Origin of the sequence: Pseudomonas sp. PS01298, from assembly GCF_029959745.1 — a bacterium.
GTDB classification, from domain to species: Bacteria; Pseudomonadota; Gammaproteobacteria; order Pseudomonadales; family Pseudomonadaceae; genus Aquipseudomonas; species Aquipseudomonas aylmerensis.
Map to the genome: position 1 here is coordinate 1 of NZ_JASCPP010000183.1, position 7,422 is coordinate 7,422.

The window sequence follows — 7,422 nt, forward strand, 5'->3', positions numbered from 1 at the left end:
GGCTTGCTCGCGAAAGCGGTGTGTCAGGCAAAGATGCAGTGACTGATGTAGCGCATTCGCGAGCAAGCCCGCTCCCACATTTCGATAGGGTTTTGTCAGTTCGTTGGGCTGTAAGGGCGCATGCTGGGTTCGGAGTGATTTGTCGAACATACCCCAGGCCACGTTCGCGTCGATAGGCCGGGCCTGATCTCAGGTCAATGCAGATCCAATGTGGGAGCGGGCTTGCCCGCGAAAGCAGTGTGACAGTCAAAGATGCAGTGACTGATGCAGCGCATTCGCGAGCAAGCCCGCTCCCACATTTCGATAGGATTGCGTCAGTTCGCCGGGCTGTAACGCCGTACACCGGATTCGGCATGCGGAATCTGCGCGGCAGTGCTGCCCGAGGCCTGGAACAATACCAGGTGTTCTGCCGCGACACGGATACCCACATCCGCGCCGACCTGATGATCCGCATGGCTAGGGAATATCGACTCCAGCTGCGCGCCCGTTGGCAATTGCAGGCGGTACAGGGTTGAGGCGCCCAGGAAGGTCTTGCCGACGATCCGCGCTTTCAGTGCACTGTCCGGCGCATAGACGATGTCGTCCGGACGCAGCAGCACGTCCACTGCGCCACCGGTAGGCCAGGTATAGGCACGATTGCCCCGCAGGTCGCCCAGCTCGGTGCTGACCGATTCCGGCGAACTCAGCTGGCCACGGATGAAATAGCCCTGGCCAATAAAGCTGGCGACATACGGCGTCTGCGGCTCGTGGTAGAGGTTGTAGGGCGTGTCCCACTGCTCCAGCCGACCCTCTTTGAACACGCCCACCTGATCACTCACCGCGAAGGCTTCTTCCTGGTCATGGGTGACCAGAATCGCACTGGTGCCGCGTGCCTTGAGGATGTCACGAACTTCGTGGCTCAGCTTGCGCCGCAGTTCGCCATCGAGGTTGGAGAAGGGTTCATCGAGCAACAACAGCTGCGGTTCCGGCGCCAGGGCGCGGGCCAGGGCCACCCGTTGTTGCTGGCCGCCGGAAAGCTCGTGGGGGAAGCGTTTGCCGAGGTTCTTCAGGTTCACCAGTTCCAGCAGTTCGGCGACCACGCGGTCTTTTTGCGGGTGCTTGCGAATGCCGAAGGCGATGTTGTCCGCCACGCTGAGGTGCGGAAACAGCGCGTAGTCCTGGAACACCATGCCGATGCGACGTTTCTCTGGAGCCAAGGTGAAGCCGGCACTGGAAATCACTTCGCCGGCCAGGCTGATTTCACCTTCATGCACCGGCTCGAACCCGGCGATCGCCCGCAGGGTAGTGGTTTTGCCGCAGCCCGAGGAGCCGAGCAGGCACCCGATGTCGCCGGCGTTGAGGTGCAGGTTGAGGTTCTGCACCACACGTTGATCTTGATAGCCGCATGCCAGATTGCGCAGGTTCAGCAGTAATGGCTGGCTCATGCGTGGTGGTACGCCGGCTCGACGAGGAACTCGAGCAAGGCCTTCTGTGCGTGCAGGCGGTTTTCTGCCTGGTCCCAGGCCACGGAGCGCGGGTCGTCGAGCAGGTCGAGGCTGATTTCCTCGCCACGGTGGGCCGGCAGGCAGTGCATGAACAGCACATCTGGCGCAGCCTGGTCGAGCAGGGCACGGGTAACCTGAAAGGGCGCAAACAGCGCCAGGCGCTTGGCGGTTTCGTCTTCCTGACCCATCGAGGTCCAGACGTCGGTGCTCACCAGGTGGGCGCCGATCACCGCGTCGCGCGGGTCACGCACCACGGTCACGCGGTCGCCGGCCTGTTCGAGGAAACGTGCGTCAGGCTCGTAGCCTTCTGGACAGGCAATGCGCAGCTGGAAATCGAATTGGATCGCCGCTTCTATATAGCTGTTGCACATGTTATTGCCGTCGCCGATCCAGGCCACGGTCTTGCCCTGGATCGAGCCGCGATGTTCGAGGAAGGTTTGCATGTCGGCCAGTAACTGGCACGGGTGCAGATCATCGGACAGGCCATTGATCACCGGCACGCGCGAGTTGGCAGCGAATTCGGTCAAGGTGCTGTGGGCAAAGGTACGGATCATCACCGCATCAAGCATGCGCGACATGACGATGGCGCAATCGCTGATCGGCTCGCCACGGCCCAGTTGGGTGTCGCGCGGCGACAGGAAGATGGCCTGGCCACCCAGCTGGATCATGCCGGCTTCGAAAGACAAGCGGGTGCGGGTCGACGACTTCTCGAAAATCATTCCGAGCACGCGGTTTTTCAAAGGCTCGAACAGTACGCCGCGGTTACGCAGGTCTTTAAGCTCAATGCCTCGACGGATCACGCTGACCAGCTCTTCGGGCGTGCAATCCATCAGGGAGAGAAAGTGCCTTGCGCTCATCATTAACTACCTTTTTGCAACAGACCGCAGATACTCAAAGCCTTGTTTATTGTGACAACGGGCGAGACCTGCGGCGAAAGCCGCACGGGGCGACGAAATAGGGGAAGGCGCGATCTTATAATTAAATGTCGCGTCTTACCAATAGGGCTACGGTTTTTAAGGGTGTTCAAGCAGGGCGCCGGAGCGCGTTTGAAGACGATTTCCTGACAGCAGCGGGCCATTTGTACACTGGCGCCGCAGCCTTTTGCAATGCGCGGGGACGCGCCCAGGCCAAGCTGCGTCGGTTTTGGCGGCTATGTGGGAAGTTTCTGAAACATTTGCTCACGTATACCCATGCCCGGGCCTGATGCCGGCCGATTCACGGGGCGAACGTTACTGGTCCCTGAGCCTGGCGCGGCCCATAGTGCAGCCATCCCCAATAAAGAGACTGGCCATGACCAAGACTCTCCATCACCGTGCCTGCCACCTGTGCGAAGCCATCTGCGGCCTGACCCTGGAAACCACCCAGGCCGACGACGGCAGCCTGGCGATCACCTCGATCAAGGGCGACGCGCTGGATACGTTCAGCCGTGGGCATATCTGCCCCAAGGCCGTTGCGCTGCAGGATATCCAGAATGATCCGGACCGCCTGCACCAGCCGATGCGGCGCGTGGGCAGCGAATGGCAGTCGATCTCGTGGGAAGAAGCCTTTGCGCTTGTAGCCGAACGGCTGGCGGGCATTCAGGCGCGTCACGGGCAAAACGCGGTGGCGGTGTATCAGGGCAACCCCAGCGTGCATAACTACGGGCTGATGACCCACAGCAACTACTTCCTGGGCCAACTGAAGACACGCAACCGTTTTTCCGCAACCTCGGTGGACCAGTTGCCCCATCACCTCACCAGTCACTTGATGTACGGACACGGGCTGTTGTTGCCGATCGCGGACATCGACCACACCGACTTCATGCTGATCCTGGGCGGCAACCCGCTGGCGTCGAATGGCAGCATCATGACCGTCCCCGATGTGGAGAAGCGCCTCAAGGCCATCCAGGCGCGGGGCGGCAAAGTGGTGGTGGTCGATCCTCGGCGCAGCGAGACAGCGGCAATGGCTGACCAGCACCTGTTCGTGCGCCCGGGAGGGGATGCCGCGTTGTTGTTCGGGGTGCTCAACACGCTGTTTACCGAAAACCTGACCCGCGCCAGCCATCTGCCGGTTGAAGGCCTGGAGGAGGTGCGCCAGGCCATCGCCGGCTTTACCGCTGAGGCCATGAGCGGTCAGTGTGCGGTGCCAGCCGAACAGATTCGCCAGTTGGCGCGGGACTTTGCAGGCGCCGACAAGGCGGTGTGCTACGGGCGCATGGGTGTCTCGACCCAGGCGTTTGGCACGCTGTGCCATTGGCTGGTGCAGTTGATCAACCTGGTGACCGGCAACCTGGACCGCGTCGGCGGCGCCTTGTGCACCACCCCGGCCGTGGACTTGGTCGCGTCCACCGGCGGCGGGCATTTCAATCGCTGGCAGAGCCGGGTCTCCGGACGACCGGAGTACGGTGGCGAGTTGCCGGTGTCGGCCCTCGCCGAGGAAATGCTCACCGAAGGTGAAGGACAAATCCGCGCGCTGGTGACCGTGGCCGGCAACCCCGTGCTGTCGACGCCCAATGGTCGTCAGCTCGAACAGGCCCTGGATAGCCTGGAGTTCATGGTCAGTATCGACCTGTATATCAACGAGACGACGCGTTATGCCGACCTGATCCTGCCGTCCACCTCGGCGCTGGAAAACGATCATTACGACACCACCTTCAACATGTTTGCGGTGCGTAACGTCACCCGCTTCAATCGCGCAATCCTGCCCAAGCCTGCGGGCGCGCTGCATGACTGGGAGATTTTTGTCGGGCTGGCTCAAGCGTTTGCGGCGCACACCGGCGCTGCGCTCAAGCCCACCATGCCGCCAGCGCAGATGATCGATTTCGGGCTGCGGGCCGGGGCCTATGGTGATGCGTCGGGGTACAAGTTGTCGGTGGCGATGCTTGCCGAGCATCCCCATGGCCTGGACCTGGGCCCGCTCAAGCCCAACCTCGCCGCGCGTCTGAAAACCGCTGATGGCAAGGTGCGCTCGGCGCCGGCGGTGATCCTCGCGGACCTGGCGCGTTTTGCCGCGCAGCCGGTGCCGGTGGCTGACGAATTGTTGCTGATCGGTCGGCGCCATGTGCGCAGCAACAATTCCTGGATGCACAACTATCACCGGCTGGTGAAGGGCAAACCTCGGCACCAGTTGCTGATGCATCCGGACGACCTGAGCCGTCGGCAGTTGAGTGATGGCCAGCGGGTGCGTGTGAGTTCGCGCATCGGCATGATCGAGGTCGAGGTGGTGGCCAGCCTGGACATGATGCCCGGCGTGGTCAGCCTGCCTCACGGCTGGGGCCATGGCCGCCCCGGCGTGCAGATGACCATCGCCAGCAGCCAGCCGGGTGCGAGCGCGAACGACTTGACTGACGAACGGCAATTGGACGAATTGTCCGGCAACGCCGCGTTGAACGGGGTGCCGGTGCAGGTTGCAGCCGCTTAAGGAGCCCGAGCACCACGCTGGGATTTTGCGTTACAATGCGCCACCGTGCCGACCTGTGAGTCGCAAAGTTCCAGCCGAGGTGTTCCATGGATATCATCGAAACGATCAAAGAGCAGATTGCCAACAACACCATTCTGCTTTACATGAAGGGCGCTCCGAACGCTCCTCAGTGCGGTTTCTCCGCGAAGGCTTCCCAGGCCATCATGGCGTGCGGCGAGAAGTTCGCTTACGTGGATATCCTGCAAAACCCTGAAATCCGCGCCAACCTGCCGAAGTACGCCAACTGGCCTACTTTCCCACAACTGTGGGTTGCCGGTGAGCTGGTTGGCGGTAGCGACATCATCGTCGAAATGGCCGCTGATGGTTCGCTGCAGGCGCTGATCAAAGAAGCCGCGGCAAACGCTGCAGCCAAGACCGACGCTTGATTCTCGAAATCATCGGTCAATAAAAAGCCCCGCCTCTCATAAGAGAGCGGGGCTTTTTTGTACCTGTCGCCTAGGGCTTATTCACCCATCTGCGATTGCAGGTAGTTCTCCAGGCTGACTTTGTCGATCAGGCCCAGTTGGGTCTCCAGCCAGTCGATATGTTCTTCCTGGTCTTCCAGGATATCTTCCAGCAGTTCACGGCTGCCGAAGTCACCCTTGGTCTCACAGTGCGCAATGGCGGCCTTGAGGTCGCTGTGGCTCTTGCGTTCAAAGCCCAGGTCGCTGCTGATCATTTCCTGGGTGTGCTCGCCGATGTTGAGCTTGCCCAGGTCCTGCACGTTCGGCAGGCCTTCCAGGAACAGGATGCGCTTGATCAGCGCGTCGGCGTCCTTCATGGCTTTGATGGATTCTTTGTATTCACGCTTGCCGAGCTTTTCCAGGCCCCAATCGTCATACATGCGCGCATGCAGAAAGTACTGATTGATCGCGACCAGTTCATTGGCAAGGATTTTGTTGAGTTGCTGGATGACTGAGATGTCGCCTTTCATGACTGGGGTCCTGCCCTGTAATAGCTGTGTATAAGGCGGAGTTTGAGCGGCGAAATCCTTAGTGTCAAACCTAAGTTATTGAATAATAAATGAAAATTAATCGGAATAAGAATGTTTGTGTTCCGCGTCTTGACGCTAACTAATTGAATTGCAGGCATAAAAAAACCGGACACTAAGTCCGGTTCTTTAAAACACGCGTATTCAGGCGTGTGTAAATTCTGCTGTGTAGGGGAGCGCGGCCTGGGCTGTCTGCAGCTGCGTCAGGGTTTCCCGTACCACTTGCTTGGCGAGGCAAGCACATTTTCCGCACTGGCTGGCAACGCCGGTGGTTTCACGTACTTCCTTGTAGCTGCAGCAACCTTCGTAGATTGCTTCGCGGATTTGTCCGTCGGTGACGCCAGTACACAGGCACACATACATAAGGGAGAACCGTCGCGGGTTTAAGGCTTAAGTGCGATGGATCTTAATGTTAACGAGAATGATTGTCAAAGGAGATTCGTAGGGTATTCGCAGGCATTGCCCACGCACTGACGAACGGTTTTTTCAGTGTATGATGCTCGGTCTTCACGAAGCGTGACTGCGTCACGGGCCTGTCGCTTGAATGCGGCAGACTTGAGGCCGGTCCTTTTACTTCAATCGTCACCCTACTATCAGGAGATAACCAATGAGCGTACTCGTCGGCAAACAAGCCCCGGATTTCGACGTACCTGCCGTCCTCGGCAATGGCGAAATCGTTGACAGCTTCAAACTGTCTGAAGCCATCAAAGGCAAATACGGCCTGGTATTCTTCTACCCGCTGGACTTCACCTTCGTCTGCCCTTCGGAGCTGATCGCTCTGGACCACCGCATGGACGATTTCAAGGCGCGCAACGTAGAAGTGGTTGCCGTTTCCATCGACTCCCATTTCACCCACAACGCCTGGCGCAACACTGCCATCAATGATGGCGGCATCGGCAAAGTCAAATACACCATGGCTGCCGACATGAAGCACGACATCGCCAAGGCCTACGACGTTGAGTCCGAAGGCGGCGTGGCTTTCCGTGGCGCGTTCCTGATCGACGACAAGGGCGTTGTACGTTCCCAGATCATCAACGACCTGCCGCTGGGTCGTAACATGGAAGAGCTGATCCGCCTGGTCGACGCTCTGCAATTCCACGAAGAGCACGGCGAAGTCTGCCCTGCCAACTGGAAAAAAGGCGACAAAGGCATGAACGCTTCGCCAGAAGGCGTTGCGGCTTACCTGACCGAGAACGCTGGCAAGCTGTAAGCCAGTTTCACGGTAAAAAAACCGGCCTGAGAAGGCCGGTTTTTTTATGCGCGGGATTCAGCCGTGTGACTGGCTTTGAGTCACGAGCGCGCTGCTTGTGGTCAGCAAGGCCCTTTGTGGTGCACAAGCTTCTCGTGGTTAATAGGCTTCCTGTGAGAACAAGCCTCTCGTGGTGAGCAGGCTTCTTGTGGCGAGCAGGCTTGCCCTGCGTTGGGCTGCGCAGCGGCCCCAAAACCAGACACTGCGGTTTACCTGATAAACCCTGTGGTTGCCAATGGGGCTGCTGCGCAGCCCAACGC

At 59.5% G+C, this 7,422-nt stretch carries 7 protein-coding genes; 3 read left to right on the plus strand and 4 right to left on the minus strand.

The features are described from left to right. Positions 1-314 precede the first annotated feature (314 nt). Both QMX97_RS30935 and argF read right to left on the minus strand, forming a co-directional pair. On the minus strand, positions 315-1,424 hold the full coding sequence (locus tag QMX97_RS30935) for an ABC transporter ATP-binding protein (RefSeq protein ID WP_120447738.1): 1,110 nt from the start codon (positions 1,422-1,424) through the stop codon (positions 315-317). Next, positions 1,421-2,341, minus strand: coding sequence for an ornithine carbamoyltransferase (argF, locus tag QMX97_RS30940; protein WP_065906772.1), 921 nt, complete (start codon positions 2,339-2,341; stop codon positions 1,421-1,423). The genes QMX97_RS30935 and argF overlap by 4 nt, the downstream gene beginning before the upstream one ends. A gap of 433 nt (positions 2,342-2,774) precedes the next feature. Between argF and QMX97_RS30945 the strand changes: the two genes are divergently transcribed. Next, positions 2,775-4,883: a molybdopterin oxidoreductase family protein gene (locus QMX97_RS30945; RefSeq protein ID WP_282398177.1), complete on the plus strand. Its 2,109-nt coding sequence runs from the start codon at positions 2,775-2,777 to the stop codon at positions 4,881-4,883. An 86-nt stretch (positions 4,884-4,969) separates the two neighbouring features. After that, positions 4,970-5,308, plus strand: a complete 339-nt coding sequence (grxD, locus tag QMX97_RS30950; protein ID WP_065906770.1) for a Grx4 family monothiol glutaredoxin — start codon at positions 4,970-4,972, stop codon at positions 5,306-5,308. Positions 5,309-5,385: 77 nt separating this feature from the next. Here the strand turns inward: grxD and bfr are convergent, their stop codons facing one another. After that, on the minus strand, positions 5,386-5,856 hold the full coding sequence (bfr, locus tag QMX97_RS30955; RefSeq protein WP_012722487.1) for a bacterioferritin: 471 nt from the start codon (positions 5,854-5,856) through the stop codon (positions 5,386-5,388). 201 nt (positions 5,857-6,057) lie between these two features. Then, positions 6,058-6,276 carry a bacterioferritin-associated ferredoxin gene (locus QMX97_RS30960; RefSeq protein ID WP_078740971.1) on the minus strand — a complete coding sequence of 73 codons (219 nt, stop codon included), beginning with the start codon at positions 6,274-6,276 and terminating at the stop codon, positions 6,058-6,060. Between the two features lie 244 nt (positions 6,277-6,520). Here QMX97_RS30960 and QMX97_RS30965 point away from each other — a divergent pair, with 244 nt between their 5' ends. After that, positions 6,521-7,123 carry a peroxiredoxin gene (locus QMX97_RS30965; protein WP_003172097.1) on the plus strand — a complete coding sequence of 201 codons (603 nt, stop codon included), beginning with the start codon at positions 6,521-6,523 and terminating at the stop codon, positions 7,121-7,123. The last annotated feature ends 299 nt before the right edge of the window (positions 7,124-7,422 follow it).

Excerpts from the sequence above, each read along its gene's own strand:
- QMX97_RS30935 (WP_120447738.1), bottom strand. The coding sequence starts at position 1,424 with ATGAGCCAGCCATTACTGCTGAACCTGCGCAATCTGGCATGCGGCTAT.
- argF (WP_065906772.1), bottom strand. The coding sequence starts at position 2,341 with ATGAGCGCAAGGCACTTTCTCTCCCTGATGGATTGCACGCCCGAAGAG.
- QMX97_RS30945 (WP_282398177.1), top strand. The coding sequence starts at position 2,775 with ATGACCAAGACTCTCCATCACCGTGCCTGCCACCTGTGCGAAGCCATC.
- grxD (WP_065906770.1), top strand. The coding sequence starts at position 4,970 with ATGGATATCATCGAAACGATCAAAGAGCAGATTGCCAACAACACCATT.
- bfr (WP_012722487.1), bottom strand. The coding sequence starts at position 5,856 with ATGAAAGGCGACATCTCAGTCATCCAGCAACTCAACAAAATCCTTGCC.
- QMX97_RS30960 (WP_078740971.1), bottom strand. The coding sequence starts at position 6,276 with ATGTATGTGTGCCTGTGTACTGGCGTCACCGACGGACAAATCCGCGAA.
- QMX97_RS30965 (WP_003172097.1), top strand. The coding sequence starts at position 6,521 with ATGAGCGTACTCGTCGGCAAACAAGCCCCGGATTTCGACGTACCTGCC.